The following is a 19,752-nucleotide window of genomic DNA, read 5'->3' as shown; positions in this document are numbered from 1 at the left end:
CGACTGCTAGCGCAGATCTCCCCCCGCCCCCGCTCCCTCCAGCGGCAGCCGGACCGTGAACACCGCCCCCGCCCCCGGCGTGCTCGCCACCTCGACGCCCCCGTCGTGGAGCTCGGCGAGCTTGCGGACGATGGCGAGGCCGAGGCCGCTGCCACCACTGCGCCGACTGCGCGACCTCTCGGCCCGCCAGAAGCGTTCGAACACCAGCGGCAGGTCCGCCGCGGCGATGCCGCTGCCCGTGTCGGCGACGTCGATGAGCACGGAGTGGTTCTCGGCCCGGGCCCGCAGGGTGACGGCGCCGCCGGACGGGGTGTGGCGGACGGCGTTGGAGACCAGGTTCCCGAGGGCCTGCCGGAGCCGCACCGGGTCCGCGAAGACCTCCGGGGCGGTGGCCGGCCCGACGGCCAGCGTCACCCCGGAGGCCTGCGCCTGTGCCCCGTGCGCGTTGGCGACCTGCGTCAGCAGCTCCTCGACGTCGACGGGTTCGCGGTACAGCGACAGTTCACCGGCGTCGGCGGCGGCGAGGTCCCGCAGGTCGTCGACGAGGTGCTGGAGCAGCATGGCCTCTTCGAGCAGGGAGCCGGTCAGGGCCCGGTCGGCGGTGGCCACCCCGTCCTCGACGGCCTCCAGCCAGCCGCGGATGTTGCTCAGCGGGGTGCGCAGTTCGTGCGCGATGTCGCCGACCATGGCCTTGCGCAGTTCCTCCAGTTCCCCGCGTCGCTCCGCCATGGCGTTGAAGGCGACGGCCAGCCCGGAGATCTCGTTGCGGCCGGTCACCCGCACCCGCGCCGAGAGGTCCCCGTCGGCCATCCGCCGGGCCGCGTGGGTGAGCGCGTGCAGCGGCCTGGAGAGGCGCAGTCCGACCGCCACCGTGACGGCCACGGTCACCACCAGCACCGCGGCGGACACTTCGGTGATCCGTCCGGGGTGGGCGGCGGTCAGCACGGGTGTCGGGCCGACGGCGTCGGTGTCGGCCGGGGCGCCGACGAACAGCAGCATCGGCGGCGCCACGTACTGGACGAGCTGCTGCCTGCGGGCGTTGGTGAGGCAGGCGGAGGTCGGCGGGTCCTGGCGGGCGTCGCCGACCGGGACCCCGTCCGGCCCGAGCGACAGGGTGACGGGCCCGCGTTCCTGGCGGGCCAGGCAGGCGTTGACCAGGGCGGTGAGGTCGGCCAGGGCCGCCGTGTCGGTGCGGGTGGGGGCGCTCGCCACCATGGGCGTCGCGCAGCGCCGGCCGAGGACGGAGCCGTCGGCGGTGTGCAGCTGCGGCCGTCCGGCGGGGTCGTCGGTGACGGTCGCCTCGATGCCGAGCACCGAGCGCAGGCAGTCGGCCTGCGCCTCCATTCCGTTCCGCAGGGCCTCGTGCTCCTCCGGGGTGAGCCGGAACGGGCCGACCGCGCGGGCGTCGATCCGGTCGCCGGGGGCGTCGGGCAGCATGGCGAGGTCGACGGACAGCGGGTCGACGGTGGTGGTGGGCGTGCGGGGCAGCGCCGTGCGTTCGGCCCCGGGGCTCCGGGGCGGCGCCGTACCGGGTCCGGCGGGGCCGGGCGCCGGGGCCGCGGAGTCGATGACCGGTTCGAAGCGCGGGGTGGCGAGGACGATGCGCTGCCCGGTGGCGGCCGCGAGCCGCCGCACGGTGTCCTCGGCGTCGTTCCAGTCGGGGTGGGTCGCGGCGTAGCCGAGCAGTTGCCGGTAGATCCGGGTCTGGTCCGCGATGGCCTGGGTCTGCTCCTGTTTGATCGCGCCGGTGGTGGTGCGGGCGGCCAGCCAGGCCGTCGCCGCGATGGAGCAGAGCGACACCAGCGCGGAGAGCGCGAGCAGTCGGGCCGTCAGGCTGCGGCGCAGCGGGGTGTCACGGGGCAACGCGCGGCACCTCCGCGAGCTTGTAGCCGATGCCGTAGACCGTCAGGAGGACGGCGGGGCGGCGCGGGTGCGGCTCGATCTTGCGGCGCAGGTTCATCACGTGGGTGTCGACGGTGCGGGCGGTGGTGTACCGGTCGATGCCGTGCAGGTGCTCCAGCAGTTGGGCCCGGGTGAAGACCCGGCCCGGCTGGGCGGCCAGCACCTCCAGCAGCCGGAACTCGCCGGGCGTGCAGTTGACGGGCTGTCCGTGGGCGGTGACTTCGTGGCGCAGCGGGTCGACGGTCAGCGGCCCGGCGCTCAGGGCGCCCGGCGGCGTCGCGGTGTCCCGGGGCGGGGCCGCGGGCGCGCCGCGGCGCAGCAGGGCGCGGACCCGGGCGACGAGTTCTCTGGGGCTGTAGGGCTTGGTGAGGTAGTCGTCGGCGCCGAGGTCGAGGCCGAGCAGCAGGTCGTCCTCCGCGCCGCGGGCGGTCAGCATCAGCACCGGCAGGGCGGACTCGGCGCGCAGGGCCCGGCAGACGTCGAGGCCGTCCAGCACGGGCATCATCACGTCCAGGACGAGGAGTTGGGCCCGGCCGAGGCGGGCCTCGCGCAGTGCGGCCCGGCCGTCGTGGACGACGACGACCTGGTGCCCCTCGCGTTCCAGGTACAGGCGGACGAGGTCGGCCTGTTTGGGATCGTCCTCGGCGACGACGACATGTGCACACATGCCGATGATCGTAAAACGCGCCGAAAGGCCCGGCCCCTGACGACCTGTCAATCCCGGCCTCGACCCGGGGTGGTTCGCCACCACATCCCAACCGGTTCCTGACAACTTCCTGACACCGACCGGCCAGTGTGGCGGAGTCCGCCGGGACGCGTCCCGGTACTGCTCCGAAAGGCCTCCGCGTGAAGTCCTCCCTCCGCCCGTCGCCCCTCTCCGTCCGGCTGCTCGGCGTGGCCGTGGCCCTGTCCGCGGTCGCCGCGGCCGCGCCCGCCGAGGCGGTGCGCGCCACGGCCGCCCCGACCGTCTCGGAGCAGGACGTGATGCCGCACCTGAGCGCCCTGCAGCGGATCGCCGACCGCAACGGCGGCAACCGCGCGCACGGCACCCGGGGGTACACGGAGTCGGTGGCGTACGTGCGGAGCGCGCTGGACCGGGCCGGCTTCCGCACCCGGCTCCACCGCTTCGAGCACGACGGCCGGGCCGGCTACAACCTGATCGCCGACTGGCCGGGCGGCGACCCGAACCACGTGCTGCTCACCGGCGCCCACCTGGACAGCGTCGAACAGGGCCCGGGCATCAACGACAACGGCTCCGGCTCGGCCGCCGTCCTGACCACCGCGCTCCAGGTCGCCAAGGCCCGGCTCAAGCCCGCGCGGCACCTGCGGTTCGCCTGGTGGGGGGCGGAGGAGGCCGGGCTGTTCGGCTCCGCCGGCTACGTCAAGGACCTGTCCGCCGGCGACCGCAAGGCGATCGACCTCTACCTCAACTTCGACCAGGCGGGCAGCAGGAACACCCGGCAGTGGCTGGTGGTCGAGGACGGGCCGGGGGCCGACGCGGCCGCCGGGCGCGCCTTCGACTCGTGGTTCGCCGCCCGCGGGCTCGCCACCTTCGACATCGGCGTCGGCGGGTCGGACAACGAATCGTTCGGCAACGCCGGCATCCCGTCCTCCGGCTTCAGCACCGGCATCTCGGACTGCATCCACGAGGCGTGCGACGACCTCGCCAACGTCGATCCGGCCACGGAGGCCACCAGCACCAACGCCCTGATCGGGGTGCTGTGGCAGCTCGCCGCCACCCGTCCCTGACCGACCCGACACCCGAGGAGACCCAGATGCGCACCCGACCGACGACCCGCCGCCGCACCGCCACCGCCCTCGCGACCGCCACCGCCATCGGCGTCGCCCTGACCGCCCTGCCCGCCTCGGCGGCGACCGGCGGCATCGACCCGTACTTCCCCGACGACGGCAACTCCGGCTACGACGTGGCACATTACGACGTCCGGATCGGCTACGACCCGGCCCGCACGGACCACCTGGACGGCGACACCACCGTCACCGCCCGGGCCACCCGCCCGCTGGACCGCCTCAGCCTCGACCTGAAGGGCTTCACGGTCGCCTCGGTCACCGTGAACGGGGCACCGGCGCGTTCGTTCTCGCGCTCCGGCGAGCACAAGCTGGACATCGTCCCGGCCCGACGGCTCGCCGGGGGCGCCACCTTCACCGTCCGGGTGAAGTACGCGGGGAAGCCCGACGCCGAGGGCTGGCACACCCTGGCCGACGGCGGCGCGAACGTCGCGGGCGAACCGCACTCCGCGACCTCCTGGTACCCGTCCAACGACCACCCGTCCGACAAGGCCACCTTCGCCCTCACCGCGACCGTCCCCGACGGCTGGACCGCGATCGGCAACGGCCGGCCCGGGCCGACCACCACCGCCCGCGGCACCACGACCTTCCGCTGGAACGAGGACCGCCCGATGGCGACGTACCTCAGCACCGTCGCCATCGACCGCTTCACCGTCCACCGCGCCCAACTGCCCGACGGCACACCGGTCATCACGGCCTACAGCCCGGACGCCACGATCGACCCGGCCGCCGAGGCCGAACAGCAGGACATCCTGACCTTCCTGGCCTCGAAGTTCGGCCCCTACCCGTTCTCCTCCGCGGGCGCGATCGTGGTCGGCATGCCCAAGAACCCCGGCCCCGGCGGCCCGGTCGCCCTGGAGACGCAGAGCCGGCCCACCTACAGCGGGGCCATCTTCGACATGTCGGTCGTCCACGAGAACGCCCACCAGTGGTTCGGCGACAGCGTCTCGTTCACCGACTGGCGCGACGGCTGCCTCGCCGAGTGCTTCGCCCAGTACGCCAACCAGCTGTGGGAGGAGCACAAGGGCAGCGACCTCGACACCGGCTTCTACGCCTTCGAACTCGCCGCCAACAAGGACAACCCCGCCTACTGGTCCACCAAGCTCTACGACCCGGGCGCGGGCAAGGAGCTCGACTCCGCCCTCTACTTCAAGGGCTCCCTGATGCTCCACGCCCTGCGCCGCACCGTCGGCGACGACGCCTTCTTCACCACCCTGCGCCGCTGGACCGCCGACCACGCCTACGGCAACGCCTCCTTCCCGCAGTTCGAGGCCCTGGCCGCACAGGTGTCCGGCCAGAACCTCACGGGCTTCTTCGACGCCTGGGCCCACGGCACGACGATCCCCGCGCACCAGTACCTCTACCCGGGCGCCTTGGCCCCGCTGGCCAAGTAAGCACCGCCAGGGCGGGGCAGGTGGCGGACCAGGGGCGCGTGGGGCAGGCCGGGAGGTGCCCCCACGCGCCCCTGTTCGTGTGCTCGCTCAGCGAAGTCGCGGAAGCGGCACCGCCAGCAACGCCGCCAACAACGCCATCCGCGGCCCCAGTTGGTCGATCCGCAGGTGCTCGTGGCGGGCGTGCGGCCCCGCGCCGACCGCGCCGAGGCCGTCCAGGGTCGGCAGCCCCCTCGCGCCGGCGAGGTTCGTGTCCCCCGCCCCGCCGGCGGGTGCGCCGTCGAGGTGGTCGCCGAGGGCGGCGGCGAGCGAGCGGACGTGGCGCAGCAGGGGGTTGGCGGAGCGTTCGGGCCAGGCGGGGCGGGAGGAGAGGACTTCGGTGCGGACGTTCGCGCCGGGCCGGTTCGCGGTCAGGTGGGCGAGCGTGTCGAGGGTGCGGCGCTGGGCCTCGGTGGTGACGAAGCGCAGTCCGATCTCGGCTTCGGCGCGGCCGGCGACGACGTTGGCGCGGGTGCCGCCGCCGATGCGTCCGGTGTTGAGTTCGGTGCCGGGCTGCCGGGTGAGGCCGCGGACGGCGACGAGTTGGTCGACGAGCTCGTCGATCGCGGAGATGCCGTCGGCGGCGTCGTTGCCGGAGTGCGCCTCGCGTCCGGTGACGGTGAGCCGGACTCTCGCGGTGCCGCGGCGGGCGGTCTTGAGTCGGCCGTCGGGGTGGGCGGGTTCGAGCCCGAGGACGGCGGCCGCGCCGCGCAGGTGCTGTTCGAACAGGCGGCGGCCGTCGGGGCTGCCGACCTCCTCGTCGGAGACCACGATCATCCGCACCGGTCGGTGCGGGCGTTGGCCGAGGTCGGCGAGGAGCGCGAACGCGCCTTCCAGCAGGGCGAGTCCGCCCTTCATGTCGAGGATGCCGGGGCCGGTGAGGCGCCCGTCCTGTTCCTCGACGGGCCAGTCGGCGAGGGTCCCGACGGGCCAGACGGTGTCGTGGTGGCCGACCACCAGCAGGTGCGGCAGCTCTTCGTGCCGGCCGGGCCAGTTGAGGACCAGGTGGTCGCCGTGGGCGCAGCTGTCGCGGGTGGCGGTGGCGCCGGTGGCGGTGTAGCCGGCGGCGAGTTCTTCGGCGAGGGTGTTCAGCCGGGGCGCGTCGCCGGACGGGGTTTCGATCCGGGCGAGGTCCGCGCAGCGCTTGCGGACGGCGGCGGTGAGGGTGCGGGCCCTGCTGGTCAGGGTGCGGGGCAGGCCCGGCAGTGCGGCGGTGGCCAACGCCGGTGCGGTGGTCGGCGGTTCGTCGGCCGAGGCGGGTGTCGCGGGTGCGGCGGGATGTGGCTCGGGGGCCACGGTATGGCGGCTCACTGTTCACCCCCGGTGGGGCGCGGGGCACTGGGAGGTATGGCCGGGACGGGTGTCGGCGGGATCTGTTGCGGCTTGGGGCTCGGTCGTGGTGTCCGGTGCGATGTGGGGCTGGGCAGCACTGTGTCCTCCTCGCTCGGTCCGTGACCCCGGCTCGGCCCGGGGTCCGGGAAGGTCGGTCTCTGTTCCGCGGTGCGGACGAGCAGCCGTGGCAGGGACCGGGAAGCGAGCCTAGAAGATTCGATCAGTTCCCTGCGAGGTGTCCGCCGTCCGCGTTCTCGCCGCTCGACCCGTCGTCGAGGCCGGGGAGCGGCCACGGGCCCTGGCCGGGTGCGGCGAGCGGGGCGCGATCTTTCGAGTGCGCCCGTCTCCCACCTTGAACCCGCGAGGGCGAATCAGCAGCACGAATCGCTCACGATCGAGCGAATCCCGTCCGATGGATGAGACCGGATCACCCTTCGGCACCAGTGGGGAATCGGCTCGACGGGAGGCGGGGCGAGCGGCCAGAATCGGCGGGCCCGCCGTTCCGAGGAGTCGTCATGTTTCCCGTCCCGCCGCCCGCCCTCGACAGCCTGCACGGTCTGGCGCTGGGCGATGCCTTCGGCGACCGGTGGTTCCATCCGCCGGTGGACGAGGCGTCGGCGGAGGTCGCGGGGCGGCTGGTGCGGCCGGGGCCGTGGCACTGGACGGACGACACCGCGATGGCGCTCGTCCTGGCGCGTCACCTGCACTGCCGGGGCGAGGTCGAACCGGCCGCGCTGGCCCGGGAGTTCGCGGCGGAGTACCTGGCGGTGCCGCACCGCAAGTACGGGCCGTCGATGCATCAGGTGCTGCGCGCGGTGCACGCGGGCGAGGACCATCTCGCCGTCACCGGCGCGCTGTTCGGCGGGCAGGGCTCGCACGGCAACGGCGCGGCGATGCGGGTGGCGCCGCTGGGCGCGTGGTTCGCGGACGACCTCGGGGTGGTCGCCGAGCAGGCCGAGCGCTCGGCCCGGGCCACCCATGCGCACCCGGAGGCGGTGGCAGGGGCGCAGGCGGTCGCGTTGGCGGCGGCGCTGGCGGTCCGCTCGCGCGGCGGTGCGGCGGCGTCCCGGGCGGAGTTCCTGCGGGAGGTGGCGGCGCTGCTGCCGGAGTCCGAGGTGCGGTCCGGCCTGCGGATCGCCGCGCGGCTGCCGGCCGGGGCCAGTGTCCGGCACGCCGCGGTGGTGCTCGGCTCCGGCCACCTGGTCTCGGCGCAGGACACCGTGCCGTTCGCGCTGTGGTCCGCCGCCGGCCACCTCGACGACCTGGTCGAGGCGCTCTGGCACACCGTCTCCGGCTGGGGCGACATGGACACCACCTGCGCCGTCGCCGCGGGGGTGGTCGCCGCCCGTACCGGCGTCGTGGGCGTTCCGGCCGCCTGGCGGGCCGCGCAGGAGCCGCTGCCTGCGCTCTGAGGCGCACAACGCAGGGCGCCCGGGCCGAATTCCTCGGCCGGGGCGCCCTGATGGCGGTCCGTCAGGCGTTCGGTCAGTCGCGGGACTTGCCGAAGAGCAGTCGGTAGACGATGAGCAGGACGAGCGCTCCGGCGATCGCGGAGATCCAGGTCGGCAGGTCGAAGAAGTGCACGTTGACCGACTTGTGCAGGATCTTCGAGGACAGCCAGCCGCCGATGAACGAGCCGGCGATGCCGATCAGCGTGGTGATGATGATGCCGCCCGGGTCCTTGCCGGGAAGCAGCAGCTTGGCGACGGCTCCGGCGAGGAGCCCGAGGATGATCCAACTGACGATGCCCATGCCGTTCTCCTGCCCTGCGTCACGAGGGCCAATCCCGTCGTGCCTGTCCCTGACAAGGACGAACGGCACAACCGTTCGGTTCCGGCCGCGGCGGGCGCCGGCTGCGGTAGCGTCCGGGGGACGAAAGGGGTGGCGGGGTGCGGTGGAAGGTGTACGGGGAACGTCCGGTGTACCAGGATCCGTGGCTGAACGTGTGGGTCGCGGACGTCGAACTGCCGGACGGGCAGCGCTTCGAGCACCACGTGGTGAAGCTGCGCCACCTCGCGGTGGCGGCGGTGGTGAACGACCGCCGCGAGGTGCTGATGCTGTGGCGGCACCGGTTCATCACCGACACCTGGGCGTGGGAGCTGCCAATGGGCCTGGTCGAGGCGGGTGAGGACCCGGCGGCCGCGGCGGCCCGCGAGTCGCTGGAGGAGACCGGCTGGCGGGTGTCGGACGTCCGCCCGCTGATCTACGCGCAGCCCGCCGCGGGCATCACCGACTCCGAGCACTTCGTGTTCCGCGCCGACCCGGTGGAGTTCACCGGGCCGCCGACCGAGCGGAACGAGTCCGACCGAATCGCCTGGGTGCCGCTGGCGGAGCTGCGCGACCTGGTGGCCCGCCGCGAGATCGTCAGCAGCGCCACGCTGGTGGGCGTCCTGGCGCTGCTGCTCGACGAGGCCGCCTGACGCACCGTCAGGTTGCGGCCCGCCTGCCGTCAGCGCCCGCCGTCCAGTGGATCAGGGCGTGCACGTGGCGCACCAACCCCTGGGCGTGGCGACGGACCCGGGTGGGCCAGTGGGAGCCGCGGGCGATGCCGTCGGCGAGGAATTCCAGCGTGGCGAGTTCGGCGGCGCACAGGTCGGCGACCTTCGCGGCCGCGAGGTGCGGCGGCAGTCCGCGGTGGACCTCCAGGGCGCGCAAAAGGCTCCGGCCGGTGGCCGGGCCGGCGGGGCCGAGGTCGCCGATCCAGCGGACCAGGTGCTGAAAGCGCGTCAGCAGATCGGTGAGCTGCGGGTGGCGGTGGAGGTGGTCCGGCAGGTCGAGGCCGTGGGCGAGTTCCACCCAGCCGGCCGCGCAGCGGCTCGCGCCGTCGCGGCCGCCGTGGGTGAGGTACTGCGGGACGGTCGGAGCGGTGTCGGCGGCCTCCAGCCGGTCGAGCGAACTGTCCAGGTGGGAGCGGAAGTCGGCGGCGCAGCGGGCCTGCCAGTCGGACCCGGCGAGCGTCGCGCTGTCCCGCCGGAGCTCCTCGAAGGCCCGGACCAGCGGCGGCTCCGCACCGTCCGGCGTGGTCCGCGCGCCCGGGACGTGGCCGGTGGCGGTCAGCGTCTGCAGGGCGCCGACCGTCCGCCGGGCCGTGTCGTCGTGGCCGTCGAGGTGCTCGTCGAGGATCCGGGTGAGCACCAGCCACTTGGTTGCGGCCCGCAGTCCGGGGCCGGCGGGGACGTCGCCCCAGCTGCGGGCGGCGAGGTCCAGGTGGCCCCGGTCGAGGAAGGCGGTGGCGGCAGCCGCCTCCAGGACGCCGGTGGCGGTGAGCCAGTGGGCGAGTTCGGAGCGCAGCGCCCCGGTGTGCGGGTGCGGCGCCGGGGCGGGTGTCCGGGCGAGCAGGTCGGCCAGTGGCCCGGTCGAGGCGCGGTGCGCGGTGGCTGGGCTCATGACGGTGGCTCCTCCGCCGTTCGGGGGCGATCGACGTGACGAAGTCTGGTCGACCGTCCCCGGCGGAGGGCGCAGAACCGGCGGCCGTTCCCCCGCCCGGCCGACTCGTCCGACGATCGGCCCGGCGACCCTCATGCGCGGCCGCTCACACCCGCGTGAGCGTGCACTGCCCGTCCCGGCACTGCCGTTGCAGCCTCCCCCGGGAGAGCGCCTGGGCCAGGCCGATCGCCCAGCACATCGGGCAGCCGCGCAGCGCGACCAGCCCGAGGGGGGCCAGCAGCAGGGCTGCGGGTCCGGCCGGGGGCAGCAGGGCGAACGCGGCGGCGATCGCGCCGAAGCCGAGCCCGCCGCGCAGCAGATGACGCGTCAGGGTCGGGGCGGCGAAGTCGGGTTGTCCGGGTCGTCCGCTCATCGCGGGCCCCCGAGTTCGGCCCGGACGGCCGCTCGGGCCCGGTGCAGCCGGGACTTCATCGCGGCGGTGCTCAGGCCGAGCGCCTCCGCGACCGCCCGGCCGCCGTGGCCCTGCAGGTCGCGCATGATCAGCACCCGCCGCTGGTCGTCGGGCAGCGCGGCGATCGCCGCGGCGACCCGTTCGCCGTCCAGCCGCCGCAGCGCCTCCTGCTCGGCGGAGTCCGCCGGTTCGGCCGGCGCCCCGGGGGCGGCGGCCAGCACGCGGATCCGCCGCAGGCACTCGTTGCGGACGATCCGGAACAGCCAGGAGGCGAGGGCGCCGGTGGCCCGCAGCATGCCGATCCGCCGGTACAGGATGATCAGCGCCTCCTGCGCGGCGTCCTCCGCGTCCTCGGGGCTGGCGCACAGCGAGTGGGCGAACCGCCGCACCTTCGGGTGGGCGCCCGCCACCAGCGCGTCGATCGAGGCCGGGTCGCCGCAGCGGGCCGCGGCGATCACCTCCTCGGCGGGCCAGGCCGTCTCAACCACGCTTGCCCCGCTTCGACTTGAGCACGAACGCGCAGGTGCAGACCAGCACCGCGCCGGCGCCGATGACCAGGGCCACCATCATGGGATTCCTCCGAGCTGTCGCCGCCGGCGGCCGTCCGCCGGTGGGTGTGCCCGTAAGAGGGGGCGACCGCCGAAAAGGATTCGGCCCGGATCGGCGGGGCGCCGCGGCCCCGCCGCCGTCGCGTCAGACCTCGCGCTCCGCCTTGCTCCGCTCCACGCAGAACTCGTTGCCCTCGATGTCGGCCAGCACGGCCCAGCCGGTGCCGTCGGCGTTGCGCCGGTCGTCGACCAGCTTCGCGCCCAGGCCGAGCAGCCGGGCGACCTCCTCGTCCCGGGTGCGGTCCTGCGGCTGGAGGTCGAAGTGCAGCCGGTTCTTGCCGGCCTTCAGCTCCGGCACGGCCACGAACAGCAGGCCCGCGCCCTCGATCAGGGCCTGCGGGTCACCGGGGAAGTCCTCGGCGTGCAGCGGCTGGCCGAGCACCTCCGCCCAGAAGGACCCGAGGGTGTAGGCGTCGAGGCAGTCAATGGTCACGTGGCGAATCACAGAGCTCATGCAGCGGATTCTCGCCCCGCCCCGACGGCCCTGCAATCGTATTTTTCTTTCACCGACATGCCCTCATTCGGCTCTTATGTCGCCTACTTGACGATTCGTCATCCTAAGATCCCCGCAATTCCCGAGGAGTTTGAGACAGCCGTGGAGGCCGCCACCTGTTGGTGGCGGCCTCCACGGCGCAGGACGGATCTACCACTTGCCGACGACGGGGACGTCGCCGTTGACGCCGAAGCGGGCGCTGTAGATGACGGTGCCGGAGTCCTTGGCCGCGCCGTAGAAGTCGGAGTACTGCGGGCGATACACACCGACCTTGTCGGTGCCGGTGCCGTCCCAGTCGCCGACGATCGGGACGTCACCGGTGTTGCCGAAGGAGACGGTGTGCTGGACCGGGGTCGAGGTCGTCGAGTCGGTCATGGCGAACGCCCCGGTCGAGGGCCGGTAAATTCCAACAGTGGTGGTGCCGTTGCCGTCCCAATCACCGACCACCGGAATGTCGCCCGGGTCGCCCATCTTCAGGCCGACCGACACGGACGAGTTGTCATTGCTGAGGTAGAACGTCTGGTCCGAGGGCCGGTAGATGCCGATCGTCGTGGTGCCGTTGCCGTCCCAGTCACCAACCACCGGAATGTCGCCCGGGTTGCCGAACTTCCGGGCGACAGCGACGGACGAGTTGTCATTGCTGAGGTAGAACGTCTGGTCCGAGGCCCGGTACACACCGAAGGTCGCCTTGCCGTCACCGTTCCAGTCACCCACCAGCGGAGTGTCCCCACCCGCACCGAAGCTCGCGTAACCTCCCACCCCACCACTGGCATCGCTCACGTAGAACGTCGCATTCGAAGGCCGGAACACCCCCGCCCTGGACGGCGTGGTGCTGCCGTCGACGATCTTGTTGTAGCGGTAGGGGAGGAAGCCGCCACTGGTCATCTCGGAGCGGGTCATGACGCGGGAACGGGCGGTGGAGCTGGAGTTGGGCTCCTCGTAGATGGTGGCGGCGGTGTGGTTGGAGTCGGTCCAGCCGACGAACAGCACCATGTGGGTACTGATGTTGTTGAGGGTGTCGCCGGGCTTGAGGCTGTCCAGGCCGGCGAGCTGGGTGGAGTAGTTGACCGCCGTGTTGGTGGTGAAGCCGTTGTTGGTGCCGGAGTTGTTGATGTGCCAGGCCATGGAGACGAAGCCGGAGCAGTCCTGCCGGTACAGGGTGCCGCTGCCGTCGGTGTGGTAGCTGCTCTGCGAGTACGGGACGGCGTCGTCGACCCAGACCTTGGCGCGGGCCAGGACCTCGGAGCGGGTGATCTGGCCGCCGACGGAGGACGCGGCCTGCGCGGTGGTCGCGGTGGCGACCGTGACGGCGGTGGTGGCGATCGCACCGGAGGCGGCGATGGCGGCGGCCAGGGCGAGGCGGACGAGCTTGGAGCTACGGGAAGAAGGCATGACAAGGTCCCTTCGTGGCGGGTTCGGATGGTGGAGCGGTGCGGCCGGGCATGCGAGGCGACTCTGCGAATACCGGTGGACGGCTGTCCTGCAGGAACAGCGGTCAGCACGCGGAGCGCCGGGGTCGGAATTTCGCGGGCCGACGACGGAAGTTCAGGTGCCGATTCGGAGTCGGCCGGCGGTGCTCAACAGCAGTGACAGGTGGCGGAGTTCCGGCTCGGTGTCCCGCGGTTGACACTCGCTCCGGTTGGCCGCCCGGTGCGCTTCCCTGGCGGCGATCAATAGCTTCGCCTGCCGCGGGACCCTCCGGAAGATGCTTCGGGTGTCGCCAATCGGCCTGTCCGAGACCGGACACCATGTCATGCACTCATCACACATCCGGCCGGTCGCCTGCGCTGCACCATGATCGTCACTGACTTGGCCCGACCGATCTACCCGCCGGTCGGGTGATCCTCCGAGGTCAGGGCGGTGGGAGCGACAGGAGATCATGTCGCGGCCGGTTGCACGGTCGCCCACCAGGGTTTCGCACGGCAGGGCACAGAGACGAGGCAGGGACATGAAGGTCACGTTCGGGTGGAAGCTGCACGGGGACGGCCGTGCCCCGCAGCCCGGGGCGGTGGTCAAGCCGGACGAGCGGCTGTCGTGGGGGCGCACGATCGGGCTGGGGGCGCAGCACGTCGTGGCAATGTTCGGCGCCACGTTCGTCGCGCCGGCCAAAGAATGATGAGACCGAAGTCCGAACAGTGAGCCCTTTCAGGGCGGCCACCGATCGGGTGACGGCCACGTGCTCGGGACGGGGGCAGAACGAACGAGGCTCCCGGGCGGTTGAGCGAGATGTCTCACGTCTCAAGCAGCCGGCCAGGAAGCCTCGTTGGTCACCTGTCCTGCCGCACTGGACCTGCCGCACGCGCCCGTCGAGTGGGTCACCATGCTCATCGTCACCCGCGAGGGGGACCGCCGCTGCAAACTCCCGCCATCCCCACGGGCCCTGGTCGCGCTGGTGTACCTGCGCAAGCACGACACCCTCGCCCGGATCGCGGCCGGCTTCCGGATCAGCGTCGGCACCGGCCACGCCTACGTCCACCAGGTCACCGACCTCATCGCCCGTCGCGCTCCCGGCCTCACACAGGCACTGCGCGAAGCCGACGTCGAGTACGTCCCGGTCGACGGCACCCTCGCCGAGTGCGACCGCGTCGGCGACGGCCGATCCGACCACTCCGGCAAGCACCGCCGCCACGGCGTCAACCACCAGGTCATCATCGGCCCGACGGGCAAACTCGTGTGGACCTCCCGCGCCCTGCCCGGCCGCACCCACGACCTCACCGCCGCCCGCACCCACCACGCATCGTGAAGACCTGCATCCGACCCCGCAATCCCCGCCCTGGCCGACATGGCGTACACCGGCGCCGGCGGCACCTTCGCCGTGCCGACCGGACGCCCCGCCCGCAAGGAACTCCGCCCCGGGCAGCGGTCGTTGAACCGGGCCCACGCCCGGCTCCGCCACCCGGTCGAGCGCGGCGCCGCCACGCTCAAGCACTGGAGAACCTTCCAGCACGCCCGTCCAGGAGTTCACCGTCGCCAAGACGGTGTCCACGGACACGGCGGCCCCCGGTGACCGGGTCACCTACAGCGTGACCGTCCACAACACCGGCGGCGCGGACTTCACCGACGCCAACCCGGCCTCGTTCACCGACGACCTCGCCGACGTCCTGAACAACGCCGCCCACAACAACGACGCCACCGACGGCGCGACCGTCAGCAGCACCACCCTGACCTGGTCCGGCCCGCTGGCCGCCGGTGCCTCCGTCACCGTCACCGTCACCGTCAGCGTCACCGTGCACGAGGACGCCGCCGACGGCGCCAGGCTGCAGAACCTCGCCACCCCGGGCGAGCCCGGCACCTGCGCGGGCAGCTGCGCCACCGGGACGACGATCAGCAGCATCCCGCCGAGCCCGAGCCCGAGCCCAAGCCCGAAGCCCGAGCCCACCAAGCCCGGTCACGAGCACGAGCGTCTGCCCGCGACCGGTTCGGACCTCGCCGTCCCGGCCGCGGCCGGCGCGGGCGTGCTGCTGCTCCTCGGCGGCGGCCTGATCCGGTGGCGCCGGAAGGTGCAGCGCCACTGACCCCGAGCGCTGACCGGTCGTCCGGGCGGGCCCGTCACTTCGACGGGCCCGTCCGCCGTTCTCCACCCGCGGACAGGCAGTGCAATGTTACTGTTCCGATCATGTCGCTTCTGCTTCCGCTTCCCGAGGTCAAGGCCGAACTCGACCGCCTGACCGCCGAGTTCTTCGACGCCTTCGACAACCGCGACGGCCGCCCCGCCGACGTCGCCCGCCTGCGCCGCCTGATGCTCCCCGGCTCCGTCATCACGGTCGCCGAGCCGAAGTACCTCACCTACAGCCTCGAAGAGTTCATCGGCCCGCGCGAACAGCTGCTCTCCGACGGCCGGTTGACCGAGTTCCACGAGTGGGAGACCAGCGAGCACACCGACGTCGCCGGCAGCGTCGCCTGCCGCATCGGCGGGTACCGCAAGTCCGGCCTGCTGAACGGCGAACCCTACGAAGGCGGCGGCACCAAGACCTTCCAGTTCGTCCGCACCCCCGACGGCTGGCGGATATCCGCGTTCTCCTGGCACGACGAGTCGTAACCCCCGACCGCCTGCTCCTCGTCCGGCTGTGCGAAAGTCGGTGCCCTTGCAGGGTGCGGCTGGACCGGAGGTGGCCGGGTGGGCGGGCGGGTCTTGGTGGTCGACGACGACGCGGCGATCCGGCGGAGCCTGGAGCGGGGGCTGCGGCTGAGCGGGTTCGCCGTGTCCCTCGCCGAGGACGGGACCGCCGCGCTCGCCCGGCTCGCGGACGGGCCGCCGGACGTCGTGGTCCTCGATGTCGGGCTGCCCGGGCTGTCCGGCACGGAGGTGTGCCGGACGCTGCGGGCCCGGGGGGACGACACCCCGGTGCTGATGCTGTCCGCGCTGGACGAACTCGCCGACCGGGTCGCCGGGTTGCAGGCCGGCGCGGACGACTACCTGGTCAAGCCGTTCGCGTTGGAGGAGCTGGTGCTCCGCCTGCACGCGCTGCTGCGCCGCCGCCCGCCCCAGCCGTCCGACCTGCTCCGGGCGGGCCCGCTGCGGATCGACCCCGGAACCCGCGAGGCATTCTGGGAGGACGAGGAACTCCGGCTCACCCGGCGCGAGTTCGAGCTGCTCACCCAGTTCGCCCGCAACCCGGGCATCGTGCTCTCCCGCGAACTGCTGCTGGACCGGGTCTGGGGCTACGACTTCGAGGTGCGCAGCGACGCCGTGGACACCTTCGTCTCCTACCTGCGCCGCAAGTTGGAGGCGTCCGGCCGCCGGCCCCGGCTGATCCACACCGTGCGCGGGGTGGGCTTCGTCCTGCGCGCGCCCGAGCCCGGCGAGGGCGGCGACCGGTGAAGCTCTCCACCCGGATCGCCCTGGGCGCCGCCCTGCTGGTGCCGCTGCTGGTGGCGGCCGCCGCGGCCCTGCTGCTGCCGCTGGTCAACGCGGATCTGCACCGCCGTCAGGACGCCCAACTGAACGACCGGGCAGCCGCGTTGCTCCCGAACGCGCGGGCCCTGCTGACGGCCGACACCAAGGGCCGCCCGAAGGCCGAGCAGAACCAGCAGCGCAAGGTGCTGGACGCCGCCCTGGACGCGGGCGTCCGGGTCGCCGCCGCCGACGGCACCGTCCTGCTCTCGGCCGGATCGCAGCCCGCCGACCCGCAGCTCCTGCCCTCCGGCGGCACCGTGACGGTCCGCCAGGGCGGCGCGTCCTGGCGCGTCCTGACCGTGAAGGTGAACAGCGGATCCACCGCCGGCACGCTCTGGGTGCTCGCCCCGGCCGGCGCACCGGCGGAGGAGCTGCGGGCGGTGCGGCGGCGGGTGCTGCTGGTGGCGCTGCTGGCCGCGCCGCTCTCGGGGCTGATCGCCTTCGGGCTGGCCGAGCGGGCGACGCTGCCGCTGCGCCGCCTGGGCCGCCGGGCGGCCGTGCTGGACCCGCGGACCGGCCACGCGGTGTTCGCGCACACCCGCACGGGCACCGCCGAGGTGGACGAACTCTCGGGCGCGATCGCCCTGTTGCTGTCCCGCTACGACGAGCAGGCGGCCCGCACCGCGCACGCCCTGGACACCGCGCGGTCGTTCTCCTCCGCCGCCTCGCACGAGCTGCGCACCCCGTTGATGAGCCTGCGCACCAATCTGGACGTGCTGTCCGCGCACCCGGACCTGCCGGAGGCCGAACGCGCCGAGATCATGGCCGAGTTGCAGCAGGACCACGCCCGCACCGTGGACCTGCTGAGCGCACTGTCGACGCTGGCCCGGGGTGACCTGGTGGAGGTCTCGGCGTTCGGTCCGGTGGATCTCGCCGAGCTGGTGGACGCCGCCGTCGCGGAGGCCGGACGCCGTCACCCGCAGACCGTCTTCCGCACCGAACTCCCACCGGAGGCACGGGTGTTCGGCTGGGACGCGGGCCTGCGCATCCTGCTCGACAACCTGCTCGGCAACGCGGCCGTGCACGGGCGCAGCGGCGACGCTCCCGCCGAGGTGGACGTCCGGCTGCGGATCGAGGGCGCCACCGCGCGGCTCACCGTCGACGACCGGGGCCCGGGCATCCCGCCCGCCGACCGCGCCGCCGTCTTCCGGCGCTTCCACCGCCGCCCGGACAGCCCGGGCTCCGGCCTCGGCCTGACCCTGGTCGCCCAGCAGGCCGCCCTGCACCGCGGTTCCGCCACCGCCACCACCCGCCCCGACTCCCCCGGCTGCCGCTTCGAGGTCCGCCTCCCACTGCTCCGCGACCACGCTCCGACCCCGGAACTCCCGTCTCCGCTCGCCTGGTTGGGCGCACCGGAGCAGCCGGCCGGGTAGTCCGGCCGAGGTTCCACAGGGTTTCCACAAGAAGCGCCCGTACGGTCGCCTGCACGGCCGGGCGGTCCGGCCGTGAGGTAGTGGGAAGGGGAGTGCCATGCGGATCAACCGGACGGTCGCGGCGGCCGGGGTGCTCGCGCTGGCGGGCGCACTGCTGGCGGCGGGGCCCGCGCAGGCGGCGAGCGGGACGGCGCCGAAGGGCGACGGGGCGAAGGCGATCTGCAAGCGGCTGCCGAAGACCGAGGAGCGGATCGACAAGGCGCTCACCCGCCTGCACGGGGACGCGACCGTGAACGGGTCGGTCGCCCGACTGGAGCAGCGGGTCGACAACGCCAAGAAGGCCGGCCACCCCGAGATCGAGAAGTACCTGAACGACCGCCTGACGGTCCGCCGCAGCCTGGTGTCGACCCTGGACGCCCGCAAGGCGGACCTGAAGTCGGTCGCGGACTGGTGCGCGAAGAACGCCCCGGCGGCCGCCAAGTGACCCGCCGCCCCGCCGCCACGGCCGCCCTGGCGGCGCTCACGCTGGCCGCGGCGGCCCTGCTGACGGCCTGCGGCCCGACCGCCGCACCCGCCGACGGCCCGGACAGCGCGCAGGTCCAGCAGATGCAGCAGAAGGTGGACGCGGCGGACAGCGCCGCCGCCCAGGCCGACGACAACGCCGGTCAGGACAACTGAGCCACGTCGAGAACCCCGACGGCCCGCACTCTCCCCGGAGCGCGGGCCGTCGGCCCGTCCGCCCGCATGCCCGGACGCCCGCATGCCCAGATATCCGCATGCCCAGATATCCACATGCCCGGATGACGAGACGGAATCGTCCACCGTTCGACCACCTGCGTGGCGGAACTTGACGCGCCGCCACCGGGTCGTGAAGCATCGGCGGCATGAACCCCGGCACCTTCCTGGTCTGCCGCCTGCACGTCGATCTGCGACGCCAGGCGAGCGACATGTGTGCCTGTTGACCTTCCCCGCCTGACCTCCGCGCGCATCCCCGTGAGTTGAACCGGGCCCTGCCGCGACCCCCCGCAGCACCCGCATCCGCCCGTTCGGCGGTGCGCCCTGCCGTCCCGTTCCCGCCGCCCGCCGTCCGCCGTTCCCCGGCGCCGGCCGTCGCGGCACATCCGGAGGAGAGCCATGCCCACCGATCTCGCCGCCCCCGCACCCCCGGAGGCCGGATCCGCCCGCCCACCGCTGTCGCCGAACGCGCTGCGCCGCCTCGTCCGCGACCTGGCCGAACGCCCGGAACGCTGGCTGCACCGGGTGCGACTGTCCGGAGAGGACCGCTGGTACGAGCGGCTGGAGCTGGCCCAGGACTACGAGGTGTGGCTGATCAGCTGGCTGCCGGGGCAGTCGACGGGGTTCCACGACCACGGCGGCTCGCGCGGGGCGTTCACGGTCGCGCTGGGCGAGCTGGAGGAGCTGGCGCTGGCCGGCCCGGAGCACGGCCTGACGGTGCGCCGACTGACCGCGGGCACCGAGCGGGCGTTCGGGCCGCAGTACCTGCACGATGTGCGCAACACCTCGCCGGGGCCCGCGGTGACGCTGCACGCGTACTCGCCGCCGCTGGCGCGGATGTCCCGGTACGAGCTGCGGGCCGGCGGCCTGGTGCGCACGGCGACGGAAGGACCGGAGCAGTGGTGACGACGGTGGACCAGTTGGTGGCGCGGGCCCGCGAGGGGATGGAGCGGCCCGGGCCGGAGCAGGCGTGGGCGGCGGTGACGGCCGGGGCCCGGCTGGTGGACATCCGTCCGGCGGCACAGCGTGCCCGGGAGGGTGAGATTCCGGGGGCGCTGATCATCGAACGCAACGTGCTGGAGTGGCGGCTCGACCCTACGGGCAGTCACCGAATTCCCGAGGCGACCGGACATGACGTGCCGTGGATTGTAGTCTGCTCGGAGGGCTACGCCTCCTCTCTCGCGGCCGCCTCACTAAGGGAGTTGGGGCTGTTCCGGGCGACGGACCTGGCCGGCGGGTTCGTGGCCTGGGCCGCGGCCGGCCTGCCCACCCGTTCGGTGGATCAAGGTTTGCGGTGATCGCGACCCGGGAAGCCGGACAGACGTATTCAGATCAGTG

Annotated in this window: 21 protein-coding genes and 2 pseudogenes; 14 read left to right on the top strand and 9 right to left on the bottom strand. The window is 73.4% G+C overall.

The window, feature by feature from the left end:
- Nucleotides 1–6: 6 nt before the first annotated feature.
- Both CG736_RS21465 and CG736_RS21460 read right to left on the bottom strand, forming a co-directional pair.
- Nucleotides 7–1,863, bottom strand: a complete 1,857-nt coding sequence (locus tag CG736_RS21465; protein WP_100587810.1) for a cell wall metabolism sensor histidine kinase WalK — start codon at nucleotides 1,861–1,863, stop codon at nucleotides 7–9.
- Nucleotides 1,853–2,569 (bottom strand): response regulator transcription factor, encoded by a 717-nt coding sequence (locus CG736_RS21460; protein ID WP_100587809.1) that lies wholly within the window; start codon nucleotides 2,567–2,569, stop codon nucleotides 1,853–1,855. The genes CG736_RS21465 and CG736_RS21460 overlap by 11 nt, the downstream gene beginning before the upstream one ends.
- Before the next feature lie 179 nt (nucleotides 2,570–2,748).
- On the opposite strand from CG736_RS21460, the gene CG736_RS21455 reads away from it, so the two are divergent.
- Together CG736_RS21455 and CG736_RS21450 are read left to right on the top strand one after the other, a co-directional pair.
- Nucleotides 2,749–3,651, top strand: a complete 903-nt coding sequence (locus tag CG736_RS21455) for a M28 family peptidase (protein WP_100587808.1) — start codon at nucleotides 2,749–2,751, stop codon at nucleotides 3,649–3,651.
- A gap of 26 nt (nucleotides 3,652–3,677) precedes the next feature.
- Nucleotides 3,678–5,102 carry a M1 family metallopeptidase gene (locus tag CG736_RS21450; protein ID WP_100587807.1) on the top strand — a complete coding sequence of 475 codons (1,425 nt, stop codon included), beginning with the start codon at nucleotides 3,678–3,680 and terminating at the stop codon, nucleotides 5,100–5,102.
- Between the two features lie 87 nt (nucleotides 5,103–5,189).
- Here CG736_RS21450 and CG736_RS21445 read toward each other — a convergent pair whose 3' ends face one another.
- Nucleotides 5,190–6,434 (bottom strand): M20 family metallopeptidase, encoded by a 1,245-nt coding sequence (locus tag CG736_RS21445; RefSeq protein WP_198520569.1) that lies wholly within the window; start codon nucleotides 6,432–6,434, stop codon nucleotides 5,190–5,192.
- A gap of 551 nt (nucleotides 6,435–6,985) precedes the next feature.
- Between CG736_RS21445 and CG736_RS21440 the strand changes: the two genes are divergently transcribed.
- Entirely contained in the window at nucleotides 6,986–7,882 is an 897-nt protein-coding gene (locus CG736_RS21440; protein ID WP_100587806.1) for an ADP-ribosylglycohydrolase family protein, read from the top strand.
- 73 nt (nucleotides 7,883–7,955) lie between these two features.
- On the opposite strand, the gene CG736_RS21435 is transcribed toward CG736_RS21440, so the two are convergent.
- On the bottom strand, nucleotides 7,956–8,222 hold the full coding sequence (locus CG736_RS21435) for a GlsB/YeaQ/YmgE family stress response membrane protein (RefSeq protein ID WP_100587805.1): 267 nt from the start codon (nucleotides 8,220–8,222) through the stop codon (nucleotides 7,956–7,958).
- 137 nt (nucleotides 8,223–8,359) lie between these two features.
- On the opposite strand from CG736_RS21435, the gene CG736_RS21430 reads away from it, so the two are divergent.
- A complete protein-coding gene (locus CG736_RS21430; RefSeq protein ID WP_100587804.1) occupies nucleotides 8,360–8,890 on the top strand; it encodes an NUDIX hydrolase in 531 nt (176 codons plus the stop codon).
- A 7-nt stretch (nucleotides 8,891–8,897) separates the two neighbouring features.
- On the opposite strand, the gene CG736_RS21425 is transcribed toward CG736_RS21430, so the two are convergent.
- The 5 genes from CG736_RS21425 to CG736_RS21405 form a co-directional block, all read right to left on the bottom strand.
- Complete coding sequence (locus CG736_RS21425; RefSeq protein WP_100587803.1) at nucleotides 8,898–9,857, bottom strand: terpene synthase family protein; 960 nt, start codon at nucleotides 9,855–9,857, stop codon at nucleotides 8,898–8,900.
- Nucleotides 9,858–10,002: 145 nt separating this feature from the next.
- Complete coding sequence (locus tag CG736_RS21420; protein WP_100587802.1) at nucleotides 10,003–10,269, bottom strand: hypothetical protein; 267 nt, start codon at nucleotides 10,267–10,269, stop codon at nucleotides 10,003–10,005.
- On the bottom strand, nucleotides 10,266–10,796 hold the full coding sequence (locus CG736_RS21415; protein ID WP_100587801.1) for an RNA polymerase sigma factor: 531 nt from the start codon (nucleotides 10,794–10,796) through the stop codon (nucleotides 10,266–10,268). Before CG736_RS21415 ends, CG736_RS21420 begins: the two co-directional genes overlap by 4 nt.
- A 205-nt stretch (nucleotides 10,797–11,001) precedes the next feature.
- A complete protein-coding gene (locus tag CG736_RS21410) occupies nucleotides 11,002–11,370 on the bottom strand; it encodes a VOC family protein (protein WP_100587800.1) in 369 nt (122 codons plus the stop codon).
- Nucleotides 11,371–11,559: 189 nt separating this feature from the next.
- Nucleotides 11,560–12,801, bottom strand: a complete 1,242-nt coding sequence (locus CG736_RS21405; protein ID WP_100587799.1) for a hypothetical protein — start codon at nucleotides 12,799–12,801, stop codon at nucleotides 11,560–11,562.
- Nucleotides 12,802–13,357: 556 nt separating this feature from the next.
- Here CG736_RS21405 and CG736_RS21400 point away from each other — a divergent pair.
- The 10 genes and pseudogenes from CG736_RS21400 to CG736_RS21350 form a co-directional block, all read left to right on the top strand.
- Nucleotides 13,358–13,513, top strand: a pseudogene (locus CG736_RS21400) (nitrate reductase); the annotation flags it as partial.
- 216 nt (nucleotides 13,514–13,729) lie between these two features.
- A pseudogene (locus CG736_RS21395) lies at nucleotides 13,730–14,416 on the top strand (transposase family protein).
- Nucleotides 14,388–14,924, top strand: a complete 537-nt coding sequence (locus CG736_RS21390) for an LPXTG cell wall anchor domain-containing protein (protein ID WP_100587906.1) — start codon at nucleotides 14,388–14,390, stop codon at nucleotides 14,922–14,924. Before CG736_RS21395 ends, CG736_RS21390 begins: the two are co-directional and overlap by 29 nt.
- 101 nt (nucleotides 14,925–15,025) lie before the next feature.
- Entirely contained in the window at nucleotides 15,026–15,448 is a 423-nt protein-coding gene (locus CG736_RS21385; protein WP_100587798.1) for a DUF4440 domain-containing protein, read from the top strand.
- A gap of 78 nt (nucleotides 15,449–15,526) precedes the next feature.
- A complete protein-coding gene (locus CG736_RS21380) occupies nucleotides 15,527–16,231 on the top strand; it encodes a response regulator transcription factor (RefSeq protein ID WP_100587797.1) in 705 nt (234 codons plus the stop codon).
- Nucleotides 16,228–17,679, top strand: coding sequence for a sensor histidine kinase KdpD (locus CG736_RS21375; RefSeq protein ID WP_100587796.1), 1,452 nt, complete (start codon nucleotides 16,228–16,230; stop codon nucleotides 17,677–17,679). Before CG736_RS21380 ends, CG736_RS21375 begins: the two co-directional genes overlap by 4 nt.
- A 97-nt stretch (nucleotides 17,680–17,776) precedes the next feature.
- Complete coding sequence (locus tag CG736_RS21370) at nucleotides 17,777–18,163, top strand: hypothetical protein (protein WP_100587795.1); 387 nt, start codon at nucleotides 17,777–17,779, stop codon at nucleotides 18,161–18,163.
- Nucleotides 18,160–18,357: a hypothetical protein gene (locus tag CG736_RS21365; protein ID WP_100587794.1), complete on the top strand. Its 198-nt coding sequence runs from the start codon at nucleotides 18,160–18,162 to the stop codon at nucleotides 18,355–18,357. The genes CG736_RS21370 and CG736_RS21365 overlap by 4 nt, the downstream gene beginning before the upstream one ends.
- Nucleotides 18,358–18,813: 456 nt before the next feature.
- Nucleotides 18,814–19,320: a cysteine dioxygenase family protein gene (locus CG736_RS21355; RefSeq protein ID WP_100587793.1), complete on the top strand. Its 507-nt coding sequence runs from the start codon at nucleotides 18,814–18,816 to the stop codon at nucleotides 19,318–19,320.
- Entirely contained in the window at nucleotides 19,314–19,712 is a 399-nt protein-coding gene (locus CG736_RS21350) for a rhodanese-like domain-containing protein (protein ID WP_369880233.1), read from the top strand. The genes CG736_RS21355 and CG736_RS21350 overlap by 7 nt, the downstream gene beginning before the upstream one ends.
- Nucleotides 19,713–19,752: the final 40 nt, after the last annotated feature.

Source organism: Kitasatospora sp. CB02891 (genome assembly GCF_002803145.1).
Lineage (GTDB): Bacteria > Actinomycetota > Actinomycetes > Streptomycetales > Streptomycetaceae > Kitasatospora > Kitasatospora griseola.
This window is presented reverse-complemented; position numbering and strand designations above follow the sequence as displayed.

Coding starts and splice junctions, on each gene's coding strand:
- CG736_RS21425 (WP_100587803.1), bottom strand. CDS start 9,857: ATGAGCCCAGCCACCGCGCACCGCGCCTCGACCGGGCCACTGGCCGAC.
- CG736_RS21405 (WP_100587799.1), bottom strand. CDS start 12,801: ATGCCTTCTTCCCGTAGCTCCAAGCTCGTCCGCCTCGCCCTGGCCGCC.
- CG736_RS21440 (WP_100587806.1), top strand. CDS start 6,986: ATGTTTCCCGTCCCGCCGCCCGCCCTCGACAGCCTGCACGGTCTGGCG.
- CG736_RS21370 (WP_100587795.1), top strand. CDS start 17,777: ATGCGGATCAACCGGACGGTCGCGGCGGCCGGGGTGCTCGCGCTGGCG.
- CG736_RS21460 (WP_100587809.1), bottom strand. CDS start 2,569: ATGTGTGCACATGTCGTCGTCGCCGAGGACGATCCCAAACAGGCCGAC.
- CG736_RS21450 (WP_100587807.1), top strand. CDS start 3,678: ATGCGCACCCGACCGACGACCCGCCGCCGCACCGCCACCGCCCTCGCG.
- CG736_RS21355 (WP_100587793.1), top strand. CDS start 18,814: ATGCCCACCGATCTCGCCGCCCCCGCACCCCCGGAGGCCGGATCCGCC.
- CG736_RS21435 (WP_100587805.1), bottom strand. CDS start 8,222: ATGGGCATCGTCAGTTGGATCATCCTCGGGCTCCTCGCCGGAGCCGTC.
- CG736_RS21420 (WP_100587802.1), bottom strand. CDS start 10,269: ATGAGCGGACGACCCGGACAACCCGACTTCGCCGCCCCGACCCTGACG.
- CG736_RS21410 (WP_100587800.1), bottom strand. CDS start 11,370: ATGAGCTCTGTGATTCGCCACGTGACCATTGACTGCCTCGACGCCTAC.
- CG736_RS21385 (WP_100587798.1), top strand. CDS start 15,026: ATGTCGCTTCTGCTTCCGCTTCCCGAGGTCAAGGCCGAACTCGACCGC.